At 34.4% G+C, this 20689-nt stretch carries 18 protein-coding genes; 5 read left to right on the plus strand and 13 right to left on the minus strand.

Translation table 11 applies throughout. The features are described from left to right. Positions 1-63 precede the first annotated feature (63 nt). Entirely contained in the window at positions 64-867 is an 804-nt protein-coding gene (locus tag C7P63_RS04010; protein WP_125942861.1) for a hypothetical protein, read from the minus strand. A gap of 136 nt (positions 868-1003) precedes the next feature. Here C7P63_RS04010 and C7P63_RS04015 point away from each other — a divergent pair, with 136 nt between their 5' ends. After that, positions 1004-1828 carry a Cof-type HAD-IIB family hydrolase gene (locus tag C7P63_RS04015; RefSeq protein WP_165863763.1) on the plus strand — a complete coding sequence of 275 codons (825 nt, stop codon included), beginning with the start codon at positions 1004-1006 and terminating at the stop codon, positions 1826-1828. Between the two features lie 46 nt (positions 1829-1874). On the opposite strand, the gene alaS is transcribed toward C7P63_RS04015, so the two are convergent. Together alaS and C7P63_RS04025 are read right to left on the minus strand one after the other, a co-directional pair. After that, positions 1875-4520 carry an alanine--tRNA ligase gene (alaS, locus tag C7P63_RS04020; protein WP_125942863.1) on the minus strand — a complete coding sequence of 882 codons (2646 nt, stop codon included), beginning with the start codon at positions 4518-4520 and terminating at the stop codon, positions 1875-1877. A 282-nt stretch (positions 4521-4802) separates the two neighbouring features. Continuing rightward, a complete protein-coding gene (locus C7P63_RS04025; protein WP_125942864.1) occupies positions 4803-5936 on the minus strand; it encodes a DUF7278 family profilin-like fold-containing protein in 1134 nt (377 codons plus the stop codon). Between the two features lie 146 nt (positions 5937-6082). Here C7P63_RS04025 and C7P63_RS04030 point away from each other — a divergent pair, with 146 nt between their 5' ends. Further along, positions 6083-6520, plus strand: a complete 438-nt coding sequence (locus tag C7P63_RS04030) for a GNAT family N-acetyltransferase (RefSeq protein ID WP_125942865.1) — start codon at positions 6083-6085, stop codon at positions 6518-6520. Here the strand turns inward: C7P63_RS04030 and C7P63_RS04035 are convergent. The 4 genes from C7P63_RS04035 to C7P63_RS04050 all read right to left on the minus strand — a co-directional run bounded on the left by C7P63_RS04035 (position 6517) and on the right by C7P63_RS04050 (position 11621). Next, on the minus strand, positions 6517-7536 hold the full coding sequence (locus C7P63_RS04035; RefSeq protein ID WP_125942866.1) for a CdaR family transcriptional regulator: 1020 nt from the start codon (positions 7534-7536) through the stop codon (positions 6517-6519). The genes C7P63_RS04030 and C7P63_RS04035 overlap by 4 nt on opposite strands. 118 nt (positions 7537-7654) lie before the next feature. Next, positions 7655-8794, minus strand: coding sequence for a glycerate kinase (locus tag C7P63_RS04040; protein ID WP_125942867.1), 1140 nt, complete (start codon positions 8792-8794; stop codon positions 7655-7657). Positions 8795-8833: 39 nt separating this feature from the next. After that, positions 8834-10126 (minus strand): GntP family permease, encoded by a 1293-nt coding sequence (locus C7P63_RS04045; protein WP_125942868.1) that lies wholly within the window; start codon positions 10124-10126, stop codon positions 8834-8836. A gap of 154 nt (positions 10127-10280) precedes the next feature. Then, positions 10281-11621: a DEAD/DEAH box helicase gene (locus C7P63_RS04050; protein ID WP_125942869.1), complete on the minus strand. Its 1341-nt coding sequence runs from the start codon at positions 11619-11621 to the stop codon at positions 10281-10283. A 161-nt stretch (positions 11622-11782) separates the two neighbouring features. On the opposite strand from C7P63_RS04050, the gene C7P63_RS04055 reads away from it, so the two are divergent. Together C7P63_RS04055 and C7P63_RS04060 are read left to right on the plus strand one after the other, a co-directional pair. Continuing rightward, entirely contained in the window at positions 11783-12541 is a 759-nt protein-coding gene (locus tag C7P63_RS04055; protein WP_125943074.1) for an alpha/beta fold hydrolase, read from the plus strand. Positions 12542-13009: 468 nt separating this feature from the next. Then, positions 13010-13231 carry a hypothetical protein gene (locus C7P63_RS04060; protein ID WP_125942870.1) on the plus strand — a complete coding sequence of 74 codons (222 nt, stop codon included), beginning with the start codon at positions 13010-13012 and terminating at the stop codon, positions 13229-13231. Between the two features lie 49 nt (positions 13232-13280). Here the strand turns inward: C7P63_RS04060 and C7P63_RS04065 are convergent, their stop codons facing one another. Beyond that, positions 13281-14642 (minus strand): TrkH family potassium uptake protein, encoded by a 1362-nt coding sequence (locus tag C7P63_RS04065; RefSeq protein WP_125942871.1) that lies wholly within the window; start codon positions 14640-14642, stop codon positions 13281-13283. A gap of 136 nt (positions 14643-14778) precedes the next feature. Between C7P63_RS04065 and C7P63_RS04070 the strand changes: the two genes are divergently transcribed. Next, a complete protein-coding gene (locus C7P63_RS04070; protein ID WP_125942872.1) occupies positions 14779-15435 on the plus strand; it encodes an NAD(P)H-binding protein in 657 nt (218 codons plus the stop codon). A gap of 14 nt (positions 15436-15449) precedes the next feature. Here the strand turns inward: C7P63_RS04070 and C7P63_RS04075 are convergent, their stop codons facing one another. From C7P63_RS04075 to C7P63_RS04095, 5 genes are all read right to left on the minus strand, one after another. Further along, complete coding sequence (locus C7P63_RS04075; protein ID WP_125942873.1) at positions 15450-16124, minus strand: GntR family transcriptional regulator; 675 nt, start codon at positions 16122-16124, stop codon at positions 15450-15452. A 70-nt stretch (positions 16125-16194) separates the two neighbouring features. Continuing rightward, positions 16195-17490, minus strand: coding sequence for an adenylosuccinate lyase (gene purB, locus C7P63_RS04080; RefSeq protein WP_125942874.1), 1296 nt, complete (start codon positions 17488-17490; stop codon positions 16195-16197). A gap of 15 nt (positions 17491-17505) precedes the next feature. Then, positions 17506-18633 (minus strand): 5-(carboxyamino)imidazole ribonucleotide synthase, encoded by a 1128-nt coding sequence (locus tag C7P63_RS04085; RefSeq protein WP_243640792.1) that lies wholly within the window; start codon positions 18631-18633, stop codon positions 17506-17508. 132 nt (positions 18634-18765) lie between these two features. Beyond that, a complete protein-coding gene (locus C7P63_RS04090) occupies positions 18766-20079 on the minus strand; it encodes a nucleobase:cation symporter-2 family protein (RefSeq protein ID WP_125942875.1) in 1314 nt (437 codons plus the stop codon). A gap of 3 nt (positions 20080-20082) precedes the next feature. Beyond that, positions 20083-20661 (minus strand): xanthine phosphoribosyltransferase, encoded by a 579-nt coding sequence (locus tag C7P63_RS04095; RefSeq protein ID WP_125942876.1) that lies wholly within the window; start codon positions 20659-20661, stop codon positions 20083-20085. Positions 20662-20689 lie beyond the last annotated feature (28 nt).

Here is a 20689-nt window from a genome sequence, read left to right on the forward strand (position 1 = left end):
ACTATATTATCTTACAAATACGTCTGTTTTTCAATAAAAATAAACTAGGTCTTGAGACCTAGCTTATTTAAACTGTTCAAAATATTTATTTTGAACCGGCTGAGCAACGGCTTCTTCCATGATACCACTTAAGGATTTTTCTAAACGATGAGAGGACTCTTTCATTTTAGGATTTCTTTTTTCATCTAATTCATGGGTTTCCCGTTTGGCAAAGGGAACCTCTGTCTTTTGACTTCTTTTTGGAGAAACATATTTTTTTTGAATAGGATGCTCTTTAAAAGGTTGGTCTGAGTCATCTATTAATAAGTAGTTTTTTTCATTTTTTTTCATGCTTGCTAATAAATCAGTTTTTGACACATGCTCCTTGTGATCATCTGGAATCATCGACTTAGGAATATGAGTAGGAACAAACCGTTTAGTTGGTTGATGTTTTTGTTGATGAGCTGGGATGTATCGTTGTTCCCGTAAAGGTTCCCCAGACTCTCTTGCCTTTTTTTTCTCTAAACAAGAAACATAACCTTGCCTAAACATTGGTTTATTCATTTCTTTAAATGTTTTTTTAATAGGAGGTCCTTGGTAGTTTAATAAAGCTTTACGACTGGTGTCCTCTTCTTTTCTTTTTTGTAATTTATTTTCATCAAACGTTCCTGGTTTTGACTCTAATGTAATATTTTCAGGAATATCATGATAACGACCTGGAGAAGTTCTTCTAGTCATATCAAAGCCGCAGGTAGTTTCTTTTTTAAATACATTATCGTATTCATTTTCAAACAAAACCCGACCTTCTCCTTCGTTTAATTTAACTCCTTCTACATCATCAAAAGCTGGAAACCGGAAATGACGTCTTTTATCTTCAAATGTATCCATTTCGAATCATTCCTTTATTGCAATCTTTTAGTTAAATACTTGCTCTTAGTGTACCATATTTTATAGGAAATCTGCTATTTTTATTCATTTTTGTACAGAGAATATGTTACCATATGAAAAGTTAAGGAGGTTCATTATGTATAAACTACTAGCAACTGATCTAGATGAAACACTACTCTCATCAGATGGAACTATTTCACAACCAAATAAACTAGCTATTCAGCAAGCTATGGCTTGCGGCACTAAAATTGTACTAGCAACTGGACGAAGCATTCATAATGTGCAACGTATTTTAAGTTCATTAGATTTAGCAGATAAACCCAACGAATTTGTTATTTCTTATAACGGAGGACTGATTTCAGAAAATAAGGGAACTTATTTATTAAAGCAACAAGCCATTGCTTTTCCCTTAGCTCAACAAATTTTTCAATTAGGTGTTGCTCACCACTTATTAATTCATGTTTTCACATTAAATCATCTCTATACTTATCAAATGACCCTAGAAGAAGAAGCTTATTTAAGTGACAGAACAGGTATGCTTCCCCTTACTGAGGCTAGTATCGATCACCTAGAACAAGATCCTATTATCAAAATCAGTTTTCAACATTTAGATCGTTCTTTTTTAGAAAGTATTGAACATGCTTTAGATAATTCGTTAAAAGAGCAACTAGACATTAACTATTCATCTAATCGCTATATTGAATTTAATGCAAAAGGTGTTCATAAAGGAAATGCCTTAAAAACATTAGCGACTCAACTTCACATTAATCCCACCGACATTATTGCAGTGGGAGATAATATGAACGACCGAACAATGATAGATTATGCTGGTAAAGGCATTGCAGTAGCCAATGCAGTGCCAGAGTTAAAAGAACTTGCTAACTATATTACCCAAAGCACCCACAATGAACATGCATTATCAGAAGTCATTCACCGCTTTATTTTAAACCCCGTCACTTAGCTAACTAAAAAAAGAGGAAAAGACTCCAGTCTTTTCCTCTTTTAAATTAAGCTTGTGTTTCTAACCAAGTAGATACTGCTTGAATGGCTTCTGGTAAGCCTGCTGGATTTTTTCCTCCTGCTTGAGCCATATCTGGTCGGCCACCACCGCCACCTTGAATATAAGGGGCAATTGCTTTAATCAAGTCACCTGATTTTAAGCCTTTAGAAACTGTTTCTTTAGTCATAGCAACTAATAAATTCGCTTTTTCTCCGTGAGAAGTTCCTAATACTAAAATATCTGATAACTCTTTTTGTTTCCATTGATCAGCTAATTGACGTAACTGATTCATGTCTTTCACCTGAACATTAGCTGCAATGTAGCGGTAACCATTTACTTCTTTTATCTCTTTAAATACATCCCCAGCTTGTTGATTAGCTAATTTAGCTGCCAATTGTTCTGTTTCTCGTTCCACATCTTTTAATTGTTTTTGAAGTTGTTCTACTTTATGTGTTGTTTCTTTTACTTGAGGAGCTTTCACTAAAGATGCCACTTCTCTTAAAATAGCTTCTTCTTCTTTAAATGCTTGATAAGCTTCTTCGCTAGTATAAGCAATAATCCGGCGAACTCCTGCACCAATACCTGATTCAGAAATAATTTTAAATAAACCAATATCAGATGTGTTGCTTACATGGGTTCCTCCACATAATTCTAAAGAATAATCCCCAGCTGTAACCACTCGAACATCTTTGCCATATTTTTCGCCAAATAAAGCCATCGCTCCCATTTCTTTAGCAGAGGCAATATCTGTTTCAACTGTTTTAATCGGAATAGCTTTCCAAATTTTCTTATTAACAATTTGTTCCATTTCTTCTAGCTCTGCTGCTGTTACTTGTCCAAAATGGGTAAAATCAAACCGTAAATGAGTCGCTGTTACTAAAGAACCAGCTTGATTAGCGTGTTCACCTAACACGTCTTTTAATGCTTGGTGAAGTAAATGAGTCGCTGTATGATTTTTAATCACTTTATTTCTACGTTGTTCATCTACTTGTAACTGATAAGTCGTGTCAGTAGTCATTTCTTTTAACACCTTGACTTGATGAAGCGGCTGACCGTTTGGAGCTGTTTGGACATCTGTTACTTCTGCCACACATGTTCCTGCTTCGTCATAAATATAGCCTGTATCAGCAACTTGTCCCCCTTTTTCAGCATAAAAAGGTGTTTCAGTAAACACTAATTGAGCTTCCCCTACTGGCACTTGTTTAACTTGTTGTTCCCCAACAACTGCTGCTACTAAAGGACTGTGAACAAGAGTTTGATCATATCCAACAAACTGACTTGGTTCAGTAATATCAGTTAAAACAGCTGATTGAACATTCATCGATGTGTCATCTTGTCTAGCGGCTCTAGCTCGTTGACGTTGGGCTTCCATTTCTTTTTCAAAACCAGCATGGTCAACTGTTAAGTTTGCCTCTTCTGCAATTTCTTCTGTTAATTCAACAGGGAAACCATACGTATCATATAATTTAAAGATAACTGTTCCGTCTAGGATTGTTTCTTGTTGCTGTTTTAACGTATCAATGAAATTAGTTAACATATCTAACCCTTCATTAATGGTTTCGTGGAACCGTTCTTCTTCTGTTTTAATAACTTTTTCGATAAAATCTTGTTTTTCCAAAATTTCTGGATAGTAATCTTTCATGATACCACCTACTACTGGAACTAATTGGTACATAAAAGGTTTATGAATGCCTAATTTTTTACCGTGCATAACTGACCGACGTAATAATCTTCTTAAAACATAGCCACGGCCTTCATTAGAAGGTAGTGCCCCGTCTCCAATAGCAAAAGAAACAGCCCGCGTATGATCTGCAATAACTTTAAAAGAAGTTTTAATCCCGTCACTGTCTTCGTAGGTTTTATCAGCACTTAGTTTTTCTGTCGCTTCAATGATTGGCATAAATAAGTCTGTTTCAAAGTTAGTCGGTGCATTTTGGACAACTGATACCATCCGTTCAAGTCCCATGCCAGTATCAATATTTTTATGAGGAAGTGGTTCATAAGTGCCGTCTTCTTTATGATTAAATTCAGAAAATACTAAATTCCAAATTTCTAAATAGCGTTCATTTTCACCGCCAGGATAGTTTTCTGGATCATCTTCGGCTAAATCATTAAAAGACTCTCCTCTATCATAAAAAATTTCTGAGTCTGGACCACTTGGACCTACTCCAATTTCCCAAAAATTATCCTCTATTTCAATAATATGATCACTGGCTAAACCAATTTCCTCTGCCCAAATTCGTTTAGCTTCTTCATCTTTTGGATAGACTGTTACATATAGTTTTTCAGGATCAAAGGCCATCCAATTTTCATCAGTTAAAAATTCCCATGCCCAGTGGATAGCTTCAGTTTTGAAATAATCTCCAATAGAAAAATTGCCTAGCATTTCAAACATGGTGTGGTGACGAGCAGTCTTACCAACATTTTCAATGTCATTAGTCCGGATACTTTTTTGAGCATTGACAATCCGTGGATTTTCTGGCACAACAGAGCCATCAAAATATTTTTTTAAAGTGGCTACTCCTGAGTTAATCCATAATAAACTTGGGTCATCTACTGGCACAAGAGATGCACTTGGTTCAACACTATGGCCTTTGGATTTAAAAAAGTCTAAAAACATTTGGCGAATGTCGCTACTTGTTAATTGTTTCATGATTTATTCGTCCTTTCTTTTTCACAAAATAAAAAAGCACCCTGCAAGGCAAGGACGACTCACGCGGTACCACCTTGCTTGCAATGATGCTTGTATCATTACCTCTTAAACTCTATAACGCAGAGTAGCGGAATCATTTCTGACTCATAAGAAAAGGGAGCATGATAAAGAAAATAGCTTTTTCTTTCACCAAATGAAAAAGTCTCTAATATCTATTTTATGCTTTAACACATATCCTTAACTAATTAAAAATTATAAGCAATCTTAAAAAATTTGTCAATCTTAATTCTGAACAGGTTCAATGATAATTGCCTTACGATAAGTATAAACACTAGGATTAAGTGGCAAATGACTTTTAGGTTTGAACCAAGACTGATAATAACTAGACAGCGGTAAAACTTGTTGGATGATATTTTTTTCATCCTCATGAACAATACCTAGCTTCACTACCTCTGGATCATCTGTTAATTCAAATGTATCCCGATCTGAATTAACATACAAGCCAAACATATTAGGACGATGAGCCTGATAAAAAATTGAATGTTTAGGGTATCTAGGGTCTACAGTTATCTCATTTCCCCAACGGAATAAACGGCGAGTACCTCCACCTATCACATATTCAAACGCATCTTCTGATAATAAACTATAATTTAACTGACCTATTTTTTTAACTAATTCACTATGGGTCAGAGTTAAATCTTGATAAATATCATAAATGTCACTATTATCTGGATGCTGCTCTAAGTAAAATTTGCCCGACTGCCAAACTTTTTTCGGATAAGTCCAGTACAAGCTTTCTTCTAAGGATAAATTAGGGCTTAATTCTTGCCGAATCTCTTCTCGGTACAGACTTAAAAATTCATGATTCCCTTGACATTCACCTGTTACACAATCATAAGTTCCTTGGTGTTTAACTCCAACAGGTAAAGCTCGTTTAGCTACAATCATAGGCGGAATATCTGCTTTTCTTAAAGGCGTGGTATAACAATTGATATACTCACCAATGTCTTCTAAGGTATGAAAAGAGAATAGATTTTTACTACTACCATGATGTTCATGTAAATTATCCAATTCTTCTTTTGTTAAATTTGTTTTATAGGTGGTTTGTTGATCTTCTTGGCTGTTTATTACATCACGATTACCCAACAAATCTTGAGCTTTAAGTCCTTGAACCCCAAAATCCCAACCTAAAATAGCTTCTTTTTTCCCTGGCACAAAAACAAACGCTTCCCCGTCAATAGTGAATTCGTAGGAATCACCTTTCATCCCACACATATGAAAATTTTTTCGTCTCAAATGCTCTACTTTAGCTAATGGACTTACGTAATACATGATAATTGACTCAACAAGGGCTTGTTGTTCCTCTTCAGCCAGATTTTTCCAATTAGTTATCTCTAAACTATCAAAAAATTCCACAGTCTAATCCCCCTTTATCCCATTTCTTCTTTATCATATCAAAAAAAAGGATGGAATAAAAATTAAACCAGAAAATTTCTATGACTTTTTCAAGTTATTAGTTAAACTAGACATAAGATTAACTCATAATAAACAGGAGGAAATTTATGATAACTTATGTTTTTTCAAAAGAAACTTGGGTACAACATTTAGCTAGTTATGTGAGAACACAAGTTTTTATCTTAGAGCAAGGTATTTCTCCCCAAGAAGAATTTGATCATTACGATACTCCTCAACGCTATTTTTTATTAGCATTGGATAAAGGAAAACCTGTTGGAACAATTCGGTACGAAGAAGCAGATGCTACTACACTTAAACCAGATAGACTATGTGTATTAGCTCCGTACCGGAAAAAAGGCATTGGAATGGCTCTTTTAACCCAACTAGAAGAAATAGGTAAAGAACAAGGATATCAAAAATCTTGTTTAAGTGCCGAAGTTATAGCTATTCCCTTTTATGAAAAACTTGGTTATCACGTGGCTTCTTCTCCTTTTAAGGAAGATGGTATTTTATGTGTGACTATGATAAAAAACTTGCACCCTTAATGTTCTTTTTTATATAAATAAGCACAATGATACATTAATTCCCATAAATCTGCCCAGTCATTAGGATTTTTTTGAGTTAACTCATGTAGCTTGTTCAACCGGTAACTGATACTATTTCGGTGAACATGTAAATCAGCCGCTGTTTGCTTCATATTTCCATTATTTTTAACAAATTGAATGAGTGTCGTCATTAACTCTTTTTCTTGTTTTAAAGGTAACAGCAACTCTTCCTTGACCTCAATAGGAAAATCAAACCAATGACCAATAAAACACTCACTTGTACAATAAACTTGATTGGCTTGTTTATTTAAAAACAGAATAGCCAAATAATTATTTTTTAATTCACTAATCAGCTTCGCTAAATGACTGTTAGGAGTAGTGACAATGATTAAGTCCTCTCCTTTTAGTTCATTTACCTTCTCAAGATTAAATATTTCCTCACGTAAAAAACCTAAATAGTAATGATTTTCTTCAAAAATCTGCTCTTTTGGTACTAATTGAGACATTGTTGTCAACGAACCTGTCAAAATTCCCACATAACTTGCCCCTAATTTTAAATGATAATGAAGAAATGCCTCATTTCTAAACTCTTCTTCATAAGGAACAGGTTGTTCTTTTAATTTTCTCATAAAATTTTCTTTATCTAGTCGACGTTTTTCCTGCTCTTTATAAATATCTAACTCTTCTATAAATAATAAGACAATCGTTCGAACCAATTTAGTAAAGGGTCTTACCTCATCTGGATCTCCTGTAATACCGACTACCCCTATAATTTCATTGTGGTAAACAATCGGTTCATGAATCCCTTTTTTCTCTAAGGTGCTATCTTGAAACACTTCAATTTTTCGTTTTTCTTTAATGGTTCGCTTAGCTCCACTGTGAATATGGCCAATTCGCCGACTATCCCCACTACCAATAATTTTTCCTTGGTGATCCATGATATTGATATTATAGGGAATATCTCCCATTAGTTTTGTCACAATCAAACTAGCTTGTTCATGGGTCAATGTCATCATTGTTAACAAACTCCTTCAATTAACATTCAACAAACAAGGGTTTGAAAATGAACTTTTCAAACCCTTGTCTGTATTCGTATGACTATATTAACACACTCTTAGAAAACCTGATATCTTTTTAGTTTACTTGTAACATTCTCGCAATATTTTCACAGGTTCTCTCTAAATTACTAGAACCTTTTAGTAAAGCCGCTTCTAAGTTTTCAGCTGCTGATAAAATACCAAAAATAGCAGTAATGCCTTCTTCATATAAAACATCCACATCTTGACCAATATAACCTGCACAAGCAAACACAGGTTTTTGATACTGCTGAGCAATTTTGGCTACACCGTAAGGAGTTTTTCCAAACTTAGTTTGAAAATCCATCCCACCTTCACCTGTTAACACATAATCAGCTTCAGAAATGTACTTAGCTAACTGGACTTGTTCCGTTACAATATCAATACCAGATTTTAACTTAGCAGAGGTAAATGCTAACAATCCAGCACCTAAGCCTCCTGCTGCCCCTGCACCAGCTTCATTGATAACTGAAACACCTAATTCTTTTTCAATTAAAGTGCCGTAGTGACTTAAAGAATCCTCTAAAACCGAAATCATCTCAGCACTTCCACCTTTTTGTGGACCAAAAACATGAGAAGCACCTTTTTCCCCGATTAGTGGATTATTTACATCACACGCTACAATTATTTCTACTTCTTTTAAACGAGGATCTAATTGAGTGACATCTATGTGAGCCAACTGTTTCAAGTAACCTCCTCCTAAAGGAAGTTCTTGGCCTGTCTGATCGAAAAAACGCACACCTAAAGCTGAAGCCATACCTGCACCACCATCGTTGGTTGCACTTCCACCAATGCCAATAATTATTTTATCAACTTGCTGGTCTAAAGCGGCTTGAATCAACTCACCTGTTCCGTAAGTAGAAGTCACTAAAGGATTTCTCCGATTAGGCGAAAGTAGTTCTAAACCATTTGCTTTAGCCATCTCAATCACTGCTGTTTTCTTGTCTCCTAATAATCCATAATAAGCTCTCACTTTTTCAGTTGGAATAGGACCTGCCACATCAACAAATAGACGTTGACCCTTAGTAGCATCAACTAATGCATCCACAGTCCCTTCCCCGCCATCAGCCATAGGAATAGAAATGATTTTAGCCTCTTTAAAAACTCGGCGTATTCCTTTTTCCATAGCTTCGCAAGCTTCTTTAGCTGTCATACTTTCTTTAAAGGAGTCAGGCGCTAACACAAACACTTTACTCATAATTAAATCCCACCTATCTTGTCTTAATAAAGTGATACTTTATTTTAAGATAAATCCATATAAAATGGTAGCAACAGCTGTCATCGTAAATCCAATACACACTTCATAAGGAACAACTTTCAAACGATCTTTAATGCTCATATGCATACTATTAGCACTGATATGGAAATAGTTTCCTTGTGGTACACTATCAATGACGACAGCCCCTGTATGCACCATAACTGCTGCACTTAATGCGCTTGTTCCTGTGGCTAAAATGGACTCTCCAAAAGAACCTGTTGCTAAAATAACAGCAGTAGACGTAGATCCAACAGCTAATCCCATTAAAATACCTGAAATAGGTGCTAAGAATGTTCCTGAGATACCTACTGCATCAATAAGAGAAACGACTTGTTGAGATAAATCTGAATGAGCGATTAAACCTGCAACAGCTCCTGCACCAATTAAAATTAATACAGTATCCGTTACACGTTTCAACCCTTCAGATGCATATAATGCCACATGCTCTTTTTTACCCATTGCAATCGTTCCAATCACTGATGCAAAAGGTAAGATATACATCGCATCCACTTTTAAGTCAGCCAATACTTGAATATGTAACAATGTTCCTATTGGATTAATTAATAATAAGATAATAGATAAAACAGGGGCAACTAAAGCTTTATGAAGAGGCACTAAATCTCCAACTTCTTTTTCTTCAATGTCACTATCTTTCACTTTATCCCCTTTGTTTTTAATCAAGTTAGCTACTAATACTGTTGTAATAAGTCCAAAAACAGCTGGAATAAATCCTGCTAACATGACTTGACTTAAATTTAAATCAAAGCCATTACTAGCTGCAATTGTGTTAGGGTTAGGTGAAATAATGTTACCTGCTTTTCCCCCACCAGATAAAGCAGTCATTAAGGCTAATTTGCTGATATTGGTTTGTTTCCCAACTGATAAAGCAATCGGAGCTACAATTAAAACCGCGACAGGAATAAAAACTCCAACTGCTGTAATCACCATAGTTGATAAAGCTAAAGATAAAATAGCTTTTTTCTCTCCTAATTTGGAAACAATTCCGTGAGCAATAGACTCAGCTGCTCCTGATTCCATCATAACACCAGCCAACATACCTGCTGCCAATACTCTAATGGCTGTTCCAATAATACTTTGTGTTCCGTTAACTAGCACATCCACTGTCGCTTCTAGTGACGCGCCTCCCACTAAACACCCAACAATTGCTCCTAAAAATAGTGAGTAAACTGGGTTAAATTTTTTCAAAATAAGAATAATCGCTAAAACAAGACCGATAATAGCTGCAAACCATGGAATAGTTAATCCTTCCATTCTTTCTCCTCCTTTTTCATTTCTTGTCTATTATAGATAGACAAGTCTTCCTTGACTATTAGCAGAAAGACGTTTTTTTTTGTGCAAATGCACATTTAGCTTTTTAAACTTAACGTAAAAAAACAATTCGTTAATCACTTAACGAATTGTTTTTTTATTTCTTTTTATTCTTTTTAATAGCCCGTGCCTGCGCCCGACGTTCTACTTTACGTTTTTGCTTTTCTCGTTCTTCAATAGCCCAATTAATCTTCTTTTTATACCCTGGTTTAATTTTTTTCTTTTTCTTTTTAACTAAACCAATCGTATGAGGATCTAGCTCTTTTGCCCGTTTTTCCCGTTTAGTTCGGCGATTTCGGTCATAAGTATCTACAATTTCCCCTTGTTTAATTTCTTTTGGTTTAAATTGAATGCCTAGTTTCTCTAAACTTTGAACAGCAGTTTCATCATGAGGTTCATATAAAGTAATAGCTGTACCAGGTAATCCTTTTCGGCCAGTCCGACCTACTCGGTGAATAAAGAAATCTAAATCTCTTGGAATTTCCGCATTAATTACATGAGAAACCCCTTCAATATCAATCCCTCTAGCCGCTAAATCAGTAGCTACTACAAATTGATACTCTAAATTTTGAACTTGTTTCATGACTCTTTTGCGTTCACGCGGAGTAATATCTCCATGAATTTTAGCCACTTTCAGCCCTTGTGATTTTAAATAGTCACTAATTTCGTCTACTCGTTTTTTAGTGTTAGCAAACACAATGGCCATATAAGGATTTCCCACTGTTAATAATTGATAAATCAGCTGATTAGTATCTTTTCCTTTTGTGGAAATTAACCAGTTGTCAATCGTATCTGAAATAACTGATTTAGATTCAATCACTTCAATCACTGGATTAGCCATATATTTTTTTAAAAATGGACGAAGTTTCTCTGGTATCGTTGCAGAGAATACTAACATTTGTAGTTTTTCTGGTAATCGACTAGCAATTTGATCTACATCTGCTAAAAATCCCATATCTAATGTCATATCTGCTTCATCAATCACTAAAGTCTTAGCTGTATAAATTTTTAAGGCTTGTTCATTAATCATATCTAAAATTCTACCTGGAGTTCCAATCACTATCTTAGGTTGTTCATGAGATAGTTTAGCCAGTTGACGCGCTTTGTCAGTGCCACCTACAAAATTAACAATTCGAATTGGTTCTTCTGAATAAGAAGCAAGCTCCACTGCTGCTTCATAAATTTGAGTAGCTAGCTCACGACTTGGTGCAGTAATAACCACTTGAACGGAATCACTTTGCATATCAAGTTGATTCATAAGGGGTAATAAAAAGGTATGTGTTTTTCCTGATCCAGTTTGAGATTGTCCAACCACACTCTTTCCCTTTTGAATAATAGGAATCAATCGCTCTTGGACAGTAGTTGGTTGTTCAAATCCCTTTTCTTTTAAAGCCTGTTGTAAAAATGGACGGAAACCAAACGTTTGAAATGAACCCATCCTTTCACCTCTTTCTTTATAAATAAAAAATCTTTATGCATTATAACACAGTTTTAAATGTTTAGGGGAATAACTTCCGATTTATTTAAACTAGCAATAGATATTCGTTGCAATAATCAAAAAAATAAGTATGATAAGGAACATAAAGGAGGGAACTCATGATGAAAATCAGTGTTTTTGAAAGACAAATTGGTCAGATTCCTATTTTAGAAGTAGTGTTAGATTCTGAACGCTATACCCCTTTACCATTAATTATCTTTTATCATGGTTGGCAAACTTCTAAAGAACTAGTGTTAACACAAGCTCGGAAACTAGCCCAGCATCGTATACGAGTTATACTCCCAGATGCTATGTTTCACGGAGAACGAAAAATGCCTGTTTCTACTATTCCTTCTGCTACTTTTTGGACTAGCATCCAATTTAATTTCATTGAATTTGATAGTTTAATTGACTATTATCATAAAAAAAGATTAATCGCCGATAATTTGATTGGAGTAGGTGGCTATTCTATGGGAGGAATTACTGCAAGTGGTTTATTAGTAGAACATCCAGAAATTACAGCAGCGGCTTGTATCATGGGAACTCCTGCTCCTGTGGCATATAGCCAACTTATTTTTAAATCTGCTAATAAACACGGAAGGCCTATTCCTTCAGATTTAAAACAAACATTAACTTGGCTTGAGCACTTTGATTTATCTTTACATCCTGATCGATTAAATCAACGTCCTTTTTTACTATGGCACGGAACAGAAGACTACAAAATTCCCTATCAAGACGTTCAAGAATTTTATCTAAAAGTTCAAAAGAAACTAATTGGTAGTCAAACTCATTTGCTAACTGGACAAGATAAAGGCCATTTAGTAACTCCAGAAACTATGGATACCATCACAGATTTTTTTACCACCTCACTGTTAACATAATAATTATTTGTCATTTAATTCAAAAAGTTTATTTAATATATACTTTTATTGAAAAATATGGAGTGTTTTTATAATTTTGGTTATCTTATTATAAAATTCTAGTAAATCAACTGATTATTTCATTCATTTATCTTTTAAAAAAACATAAATGAACAAATATAAACAGATTCATATATATAATTTATATGTTTTTTTATTTTTATTATTTTTTTATGACGATAATCTATTTAAAAACAATGAAAGCGTGAAATGTTTGCGAATACCACACATATTTAAATTTATTATTAGTTTTTTATTTCTTTTATTTTTTCAAAAATACACTATTTTATATAACTTATCTCATTTTTGATTAAAAGCTAAATTATTTTTATTTTTTTTGATTTTTTAGTTGAAATTTCTTTCTATTTATCGTAAGATATGTTCAATAACATTTGGTCTGAAAAACAGACTTATTTAAAAAAGTGAGAATTGAAGGTGTTTTTTATGCAAGCAGAAAAAATCGCAATCGGTAATTCCTATCAATGTAAAAGCCCAATACTTGACAATAGCATTATTGGCATCGTGGAAAAAAAATACGATTTAACCGCCTTAATCGTTGTAGCAGATTCTAAGGTTCAAAAAGATGCCCGGCTAATCGAATTAAATCACAGACTTATTGTGCCTTTTGAAGCTATTTCAGAAGTATCTTAATCTTATATACAAAAAATATCCCTCAAGTCTTTAAACTTGAGGGATATTTTTATCCAATCATAATATGTTCTTCTGGGAAACGAATCAAGGATTCTTTAGCCCGCTGTTTTTTAGCAATAGATAATAAGAAAGTATAAACACCTACTCGACCAATAAACATTAACAACATAATAACAATTTTACCTAATAAAGTTAGATGAGGAGTTAAGCCTAATGTTACTCCTACAGTACCAAAAGCTGAAAATACTTCAAAAGCAATGTATTCAATCCCGTAACCTGTTGGGATGGTTTCGGTAATAGTCAAAATTTCAATGGCAAAAATTGCCATAAATGTACACAAAAAGAAAAGTGCAAAAGCACGTAACACGATTTGCCGACTAATAGTCCGTTCATGAAACACAGTAGCTTCTTTCCCTTGAATAGTGGACCAAGCATGTAAAATCAAAACTCCAAGTGTTGAAGTTTTCAATCCTCCAGCAGTAGAACCTGAGTTTCCCCCTATAAACATCAAGCCCATCGTAATTAAAAGAGAAGCTTGTGATAGTTCCGTATAAGGAATACTATTAAAACCTGCAGTTCTAGGAGTGACAGCTAAAAAGAAAGTATTCACCACTCGTTGAAAAGGCGTTAAGCTATCTTTATAGGCAGATAAGTTTCCTTCTAGTAACAGAAACACAGCAAAACCGCCAACTAATAAAGATAATGTCACAATTAAAGATAAACGAGTATGTAACATCAATCTACGATCATAAAACCATTGAAATAAATCTCGCCAAACTACAAAACCAATCCCTCCAGAAATGATTAATAAACTAATCACCATTAAGACATAAGGTTGGGTTTGGAATCCTTCTAAACTATTACCAAATAAATCAAAACCAGCATTACAAAAAGCAGATACTGCATGAAAAATACTATAAAATAAGCCTTTTTGTAAGCCGAATTTTGGATAAAAGGCTTTAAATAGTAAAATAGCCCCTATCAGTTGAACTGTAAAAGAAAATTTTACCACGTATAACCCTAATTTTAACACTCCTCCTTGATTACCTAAGTTAAGAGAGTCTTTTAAAATTAAACGAGTGTGTAAATTAATTTTTTTTCTAGTCACCATGGCTAATATCAAGGTCATTAACATAAAACTCATGCCCCCAATTTCAATTAGACACATCATGACAATCTTACCAAACAAACTCCAATGAGCCGCAGTGTTTACTGTGGTCAACCCCGTTACACATACACAGGAAGTTGCTACAAATAGAGCATCTAATCCACTAGATTTTCCACTAACGGTAGCAATTGGTAGTGATAATAAACAAGTTCCAATTAAAACCACTAGCAAAAAACTCATCGTAATGAGTTGAACTGTACTAAAACGAACATGTAAAGGTTGTTTATTCGTTACTTTTTTCATTTTTCTCCTCGAATCTTACACAAAATTTATAACAAAAGATATTGTATCATATTTATTATAATAAACCAGTCTCTCGTTAAAATTAATGAAATAACCTAGTTATGCTATACTATAGGTAACAAGAAAGGGTGATTTTATGGGTAGTCTATTAATTTTTGGAGGCAGTGGTTTTTTGGGCCAACAAATTATTCAAGAAGGCATCAAACAAGGCCATCACTTTATTAGTGTCTCTCGCTCTGGTAACCAACATGTCGCATCTCAATTAAAATTCCACCCACAAGTAAGTTGGGTGGAAGAAGATATTTTACTTCATAATCAGTGGGAGCAATACTTGCCACATATTCATGGAGTGATTAATTTAATTGGTTTATTAAAGGAAAACCCCAATAAACACAGGACCTATGAAACCTATATCACACATCCTAACCATATCATTGTCCAGGCTCTCAAAAATTATCCTAACATTCCTTATGTCTTTTTATCAGCTTATGGAACAGGCCCATTTATTTCCCAACGATATTTATTAAACAAACGACATGCGGAATTAGAAATCAAAAAAGAATTAAACCATTACACGATTTTAAGACCTGGAATGGTAACAGGCAGACAACGTCCTAGTTCCATTTTTTTAGGCAGTTTAATCAAAGTATTGGCTTTTATCCCTACTAAAAACAATCGGTTTAGAGAAGTGTATCCGACTTCCATCCATAAAGTTACCACCCTTTGTTTAGAGTACGTTCAAAAAACTGGTCACTATACTCTTAACTTAATTCCCAAAAACTATCAAAATTAAGCGAGTAGACTAGCCTAACTGTTTTCTTCAGTATATTTACCTAGATGTACTTCTTGCTCATCAATCAAATCCAGACTCCATTGATTAAAGAGAATCCGTAGCTCTTTGCGAGCGTAAGGGTACTCTTTTTTTTGTAAAAAAGATAACACTTTAGGGATTTGTTTTTCAAACGTTGCAATTCTTTTTCTACCAGATGTTTCCTCATCTATTAATTGACTCTCAATAATTGTTTTAAACATCTCTGTCAATAATTCTCGGTAATACTGATTGTCTTGTTGACTGATCAATTCATGAATTAACTGATTAGCTAGTTGTTGCTTTTCTCCTAAATCTTGAGAAATGGTCATAGCTTTATTTAACTTCCACAGTTGTGTTAAGGGAAGTTCTTTAAACTTTGTTTCCAGTTGAAAAATATATTGAATAACCAATAATTCTAAAACCTGAATTTGGTTGACTATTTCTTTTTTAGTTAACATTCTTGGCTTTACAAACGTTCCTTTATAAGGAATGATTTCTACCAAGCCTTCTTCTTTTAACCGTTTTAAAGCACTTCGAACAGGAGAACGACTAACAGATAGTTCTTGAGCAATCTCTGTTTCAATAATGTTAGAATAGGCGACAAATAAACCATCTTCAATTCGACCCTTGATATATTTATACACTTTCTCTTCCATTTTTTTTTGTCTCAAAAAATCATCTCCTTATTTTTCCCAATAAAAAGATACATCTATCCTAAAATAGATAGATGTATCTTTTTATTTAGTCTAAACCAACCCGTTTAAATAAAGTATCCACATGTTTTAAATGCCACTCATAATTGAAAGCATCATCTAATTCAGCTTCAGTTAAAACAGACATAATTTTAGTATCTTTTTCTAAAAGAGGTCTAAAATCTGTTTGATTGTCCCAAGCATAAGCTGTTTTAGGTTGTACTAAGTCATAAGCTTCTTCTCTAGTCATACCTTTATCAATTAATTTCAGCAACACTCGTTGACTATAAATTAAGCCAAAAGTTGCTTGCATATTTCGTTTCATATTATCAGGGAATACCGTTAAATCTTTCACAATTTTACCAAAACGATTCAACATATAATCTAGTAGAATAGTAGTATCTGGTAAAATAATTCGCTCTGCTGATGAATGAGAGATATCTCGTTCATGCCATAAAGAAACATCTTCATAAGCTGTCACCACATGGCCACGAATCACGCGAGCTAATCCAGTCATATTTTCAGAACCGATTGGATTACGTTTATGAGGCATAGCTGAAGATCCTTTTTGTCCTTTTGCAAAAAATTCCTCTACCTCACGAGTTTCAGATTTTTGTAAGCCTCTAATTTCTGTGGCAAATTTTTCAATACTCGTGGCAATTAAAGCTAGAGTTGCTACATATTCAGCATGAAGATCCCGAGGTAATACTTGGGTAGAAATATCTTGAGCCCGAATGCCTAAATGTTCACAAACATAAGCCTCTACTTCAGGAGGAGTATTAGCAAATGTTCCAACTGCTCCGCTGATTTTTCCAGCTTCTACTCCCTTAGCAGCATGCTCAAACCGTTCAAGGTTACGTTTCATTTCTGCATACCAAAGAGCTAATTTTAGCCCAAATGTTGTAGGTTCTGCATGAACTCCGTGGGTTCTCCCCATCATAACAGTATACTTATATTCTTTTGCTTTTTGACCAATAATTTCTGTAAAGTTTAGTAAGTCTTGACGCAAAATATCATTGGCTTGCTTTAATAAATAGCCATAAGCTGTATCTACTACATCCGTACTCGTTAGACCATAGTGAATCCATTTTCGCTCTTTTCCAAGAGACTCAGAAACAGTTCGAGTAAAGGCTACAACATCGTGTCTCGTTTGTTCTTCAATTTCATGAATTCTATCCACAGAAAAATCTGCCTTATCACGAATTTTTTTTACATCCTCAGCTGGAATTTCGCCAAGATCTGCCCAAGCTTCACTAGCTAAAATTTCCACTTCTAGCCATGCTTTGTAACGATTTTCTTCTGTCCAAATGTTTCCCATTTCCTTGCGGGTATAACGATCTATCATGTTTGATTAGCTCCTTTATTCTATCCAGATACGAGACTCTTTAACCTCTTTTAAACTACTTTGAATATCTTGAGTCAAAATGGTTACATGGCCCATAAGCTGGTTAAATATTTGTTTATTTTTCGAATAATAATGATAATACCAATTTGGATGATAAGGAATTTGACCAATTGAGCGGGCTAATTCTCCGCCACGAATCCCTAATGTAATAGCAGGACTGATCAATTTAATTTCTGGCAATGGCCAGCCACAAATACCTCTAATATGAGCTTCATATTGTGATAAGCTAGTAGCTTCTAATGTATAACTACCCGATTCAATTGGTAAAGATATCAACCGATTAACATAAATCATACCACTTTCCGTCACAAATAATTCTACTGTTAAAACACCTTTTAAATGTAGCCCTTGAGCAATTGTCAAAGCAACTCTCTCAAGTTCTTTTAACACTTCTAAATCTAACACTGCTGGCACATGGGTCTGATACCACTGTTTTTCCCCGTCCAACTGATTTTCAGCTACCGGATAGACTTTATACTCATTTAACCCATTGCCTACTACTACAATAGATACTTCATGTTCAAAGGGAATGACAGCCTCTAGAATACAAGTCCCTGAATGAATCAGCGGCAAACAACCTTTAATGTCTTTAATACTATTCATCACGTGATACATATTGTCACCTAAAAAATTTTGTGTTGTTTTTAACACACAAGGAAATCCAATACTATCAATCGAATCTTCAATATCTGTAAATTGAACAATGGTGGTATAAGGAGCAATATTCATGTTTATTTCTTCTAAAAAAGCGCGTTCCAAAAAACGATCCTGCATAAAAGACAATGTGTCGAAACCTTGAGGAATATCTACAATGTTTTGCAGCTGCCTAAATTGTGACAGACTAATTTTTTCATGTTCATAAGTCAGCACATCACATCTTTCAGCAAATTTAACAAGAGCAAGCTCATCTGTTACTTTTGCTACAATTTGCCAATCTGCTATTTGTCCTGCTGCACTGTTTTCTTCACTATCTAAAATTCCTACATGAAATCCTAATGTCTTGGCTGCTAATGTTAGCATTCGTGCAATATGCCCTCCACCTATAATGCCAATTGTTTGACCTGGTATAAATAATTTCGCCAATGTTTTTACCTACCTTTATTATAACAGTTTTATCTGTTTATTTCTGATAAAGTTATTATTGATTGCGTCTTTATTTTACCAATGCACAGATAACGTGTCAAAATAAAAAGAGTGGAAAGCTCCACTCTTTTTTTATTGAACCTGCTGCTGAATAGTGGAAGTCGTTACATTTTTTTGGTAGTCTTTGCGATTTAAAATAACATTTAATATAATGGCAGTAAAGCTACTCATAACAATTCCATTTCCCGTAAACATTTGCAAGGTTTCAGGAAACTTAGCAAATAAAGTCGGAACAATATTACATCCCAAGCCTAAACCAATAGAAACAGCAATTGTCAACAAATGACGTTCATCTGATAAATCTGATTTAGCTAACATTTTCATTCCTTGAACAGCCACCATTCCAAACATAATTAGCATACCGCCACCTAACACAGGTTCAGGAATAATTTGCGCACAAGCACCTGCTTTAGGTAATAATCCTAAAGCTATTAAAAAGAAAGCAGAAAAATAAATAGGGCGTCTAGATTTAATACCAGATAGTTGAACTAAGCCAACATTTTGAGAAAAACCAGTATAAGGAAAAGTATTAAAAATACCTCCTAATATAACCGCTAACCCCTCTGCTACATATCCTTTTTTTAATTCTTTGACTCCAACTTTTTTACCAGTAATATCTGCCAAAGCAAAATAAACACCTGTAGATTCTACTAAGCTAACCATTGAAATAACAATCATCAATAGACTAGCACTCCAGTCAAAAGTTGGTTTACCAAAATAAAAGACTTTTGGAAAGTGAAACCAAGTTGCTTCTTTTACCACAGTAAAATCAACCATGCCTAAAAAATATGCTAAAACAGTTCCACCAACTAGACCTATTAAAACCCCGATTGATTTTAAAAAGCCTTTTCCAAAGCTTTGAACAAACAATATAAGAACAATTGTAAATAGAGCTAAGCCTAAATTTTTCATATCACCAAAATAAGGATCTTGTAAGTTTCCTCCCCCCATTTTTTCAATCGCCACTGGAATTAAAGTCAAACCAATCACTGTGATGACTGTTCCCGTAACTAAAGGTGGAAAGAATTTTTTTATTTTAGAAAAAACACCTGAAATAGCGATAATAAAAAGACCTGCTACTATAATAGCGCCGTACATCGCTCCTATTCCTTTTGTAGTGCCAATTAAAATAAGAGGACCAACTGCTTGAATGGCACAACCTAACACTACCGGAAGGCCTATTCCAAAAAATCGGTTAGTCGTAAGTTGAAGCAGAGTCGCTATACCACACATCATAATGTCAATTGAGATTAAATAGGTCATCTGTTCTTCTGTTAATCCCAATCCTTGACCAACTAATAGTGGTACGGCCACTGCTCCTGCGTACATTGCTAGTAAATGCTGCATCCCTAAAAGAGCTGCTTTACCATTGTTCTTTTTGTCCAATGATTATTCCTCCTCGATAAATTCAATCACTCCTTCATGTAAAGAAGCAATGCGGGCTAGAGATTCTACTCGGTAACCCTTTTGGATTAATAAATCTCGTCCATTTTGGAAAGATTTTTCAATAACAATTCCAATCCCTGCCACATCTGCTCCAGCTTGTTGACATAAATCTGCTAACCCTAAAGCAGCCTGTCCATTAGCTAAAAAATCGTCAATAATTAAAACTTTATCTCCTTGCTCTAAAAACTGATTAGAAATCGAAATATCACTGGAAACTTGTTTAGTAAAAGAGTACACCGTAGTTGTTAACAACTCATCATTAAGTGTTAAGCTTTTAGCTTTTCTAGCGAAAATAACTGGCACTCCCATAGATAATCCAGCAAAAACAGCTGGAGCAATACCAGATGATTCAATCGTCACAATTTTAGTTACCCCTTCATTTTGAAATAACTCTTTAAATTCTTCTCCAATTTTTTGCATAAGAACAGGATCAATTTGATGTGTCAAAAATTTATCAACTTTTAATACCCCTTCTCCTAATACCCGTCCTTCTTGTTGAATTGTTTCTTTTAATAACTCCATTTTCTTCCTCCTTAATAATAAAAAAACC

Source organism: Vagococcus humatus, from assembly GCF_003950325.1.
Lineage (GTDB): Bacteria > Bacillota > Bacilli > Lactobacillales > Vagococcaceae > Vagococcus_C > Vagococcus_C humatus.

Bases quoted from the DNA above. Each gene is read 5' to 3' on its own strand.
- C7P63_RS04095 (WP_125942876.1), bottom strand. From the start codon at position 20,661: ATGGAGTTATTAAAAGAAACAATTCAACAAGAAGGACGGGTATTAGGA.
- C7P63_RS04050 (WP_125942869.1), bottom strand. From the start codon at position 11,621: ATGGGTTCATTTCAAACGTTTGGTTTCCGTCCATTTTTACAACAGGCT.
- C7P63_RS04065 (WP_125942871.1), bottom strand. From the start codon at position 14,642: ATGAAAAAAGTAACGAATAAACAACCTTTACATGTTCGTTTTAGTACA.
- C7P63_RS04070 (WP_125942872.1), top strand. From the start codon at position 14,779: ATGGGTAGTCTATTAATTTTTGGAGGCAGTGGTTTTTTGGGCCAACAA.
- C7P63_RS04010 (WP_125942861.1), bottom strand. From the start codon at position 867: ATGGATACATTTGAAGATAAAAGACGTCATTTCCGGTTTCCAGCTTTT.
- C7P63_RS04055 (WP_125943074.1), top strand. From the start codon at position 11,783: ATGAAAATCAGTGTTTTTGAAAGACAAATTGGTCAGATTCCTATTTTA.
- C7P63_RS04035 (WP_125942866.1), bottom strand. From the start codon at position 7,536: ATGATGACATTGACCCATGAACAAGCTAGTTTGATTGTGACAAAACTA.
- C7P63_RS04015 (WP_165863763.1), top strand. From the start codon at position 1,004: ATGTATAAACTACTAGCAACTGATCTAGATGAAACACTACTCTCATCA.
- purB (WP_125942874.1), bottom strand. From the start codon at position 17,490: ATGATAGATCGTTATACCCGCAAGGAAATGGGAAACATTTGGACAGAA.
- C7P63_RS04030 (WP_125942865.1), top strand. From the start codon at position 6,083: ATGATAACTTATGTTTTTTCAAAAGAAACTTGGGTACAACATTTAGCT.
- C7P63_RS04040 (WP_125942867.1), bottom strand. From the start codon at position 8,794: ATGAGTAAAGTGTTTGTGTTAGCGCCTGACTCCTTTAAAGAAAGTATG.
- C7P63_RS04045 (WP_125942868.1), bottom strand. From the start codon at position 10,126: ATGGAAGGATTAACTATTCCATGGTTTGCAGCTATTATCGGTCTTGTT.
- alaS (WP_125942863.1), bottom strand. From the start codon at position 4,520: ATGAAACAATTAACAAGTAGCGACATTCGCCAAATGTTTTTAGACTTT.